Annotated in this window: 1 protein-coding gene; it reads right to left on the reverse strand. The window is 40.9% G+C overall.

Annotated elements, in window-relative coordinates; genetic code table 11:
* Positions 1-286 precede the first annotated feature (286 nt).
* Positions 287-1102: pyrimidine-specific ribonucleoside hydrolase RihA (gene rihA / locus CXF78_RS01430; RefSeq protein WP_102035756.1), on the reverse strand; the 816-nt coding region annotated here is incomplete at its 5' end.

Raw genomic sequence — 1102 nt, forward strand, 5'->3', positions numbered from 1 at the left:
GCAGAGTGTTAGTTAAGTTAGATTAAAAGTTTATCGAGTTTGTGTGCTATTTATTATGGGTGTGGATTGTTTAGATAATAAGTAGTTTGCTTGCCTGAGCCGAGGGTTCATTGTTTATAGCTGTAGCTAGTTTGTATGGAATATTAATTGGTAACTATTTAAGCAGAGGAAAAGAGTTGAATGTTACGCTTGCTCGGTATTAGTACTACAGATAACGAATAAGATATTAATTGTTATCTGCAGTTATTGCCATGCAGGTTACTTTTATCTGCATGGCATGAGTTTGTTAGTAATCGCTTAGACGTTCTACGATAAAGTCGACAAAACCTGTTCGGTTAATATTAAACAATACTTTTGCATTATGTGGTTTACCGGTTAATTGATAACGATCAACTACAGTCATTCCCTGTGTATATTCACCTTTAGTTTCAACGCCCACCCAACAATCAACTGCAGTAAACAGTGATGGATTAAGTAACCATGCAATGGTGCAAGGATCATGTAGTGGTGCACCAGTGAACCCCCATTTAGGGTCGCGGTGATAAATCATAAAGAAGTCGAGTAGTTCAGCAACACATTGCGCGATAGGATTATTAATGGCTCTAATTCTTTCGATATCCTCATCCATTATCTGAGCTTCGTGAGTGACATCTAGTCCACACATTACTATTGGTAAGCCTGATTTGAATACCATATCAGCGGCTTCTGGGTCGACAAAAATATTAAATTCAGCAGCTGGTGTCCAGTTACCTACTCCTGCCGCTCCGCCCATCAGTACGATGCTATCTATGTTTGAATGTAACTCAGGATGAGCAGCTAGAAAAAGTGCAATATTAGTTAACGGTCCCGTTGGAACAAGTGTAACGGGCTGCCTACTGTTACGCACTTTATCGGCCATCAGTTCAATAGCCGTTTGCTCTACAGGTGCAAAGGCTGGATCGGGTAATTTTGGTCCATCCAGACCACTCTCGCCGTGTACATTGTCTGCAATGATCAGTTCACGAGCTAAAGGCTTAGGGGCGCCACTTGCAACGGGTATATCATGACGTCCCAATAGTGTTAGTACACGTAAAGCATTGTTTAACGTTTTGTCTGGTGTTTG

Source organism: Shewanella sp. 11B5, from assembly GCF_002836795.1.
Taxonomy (GTDB): domain Bacteria; phylum Pseudomonadota; class Gammaproteobacteria; order Enterobacterales; family Shewanellaceae; genus Shewanella; species Shewanella frigidimarina.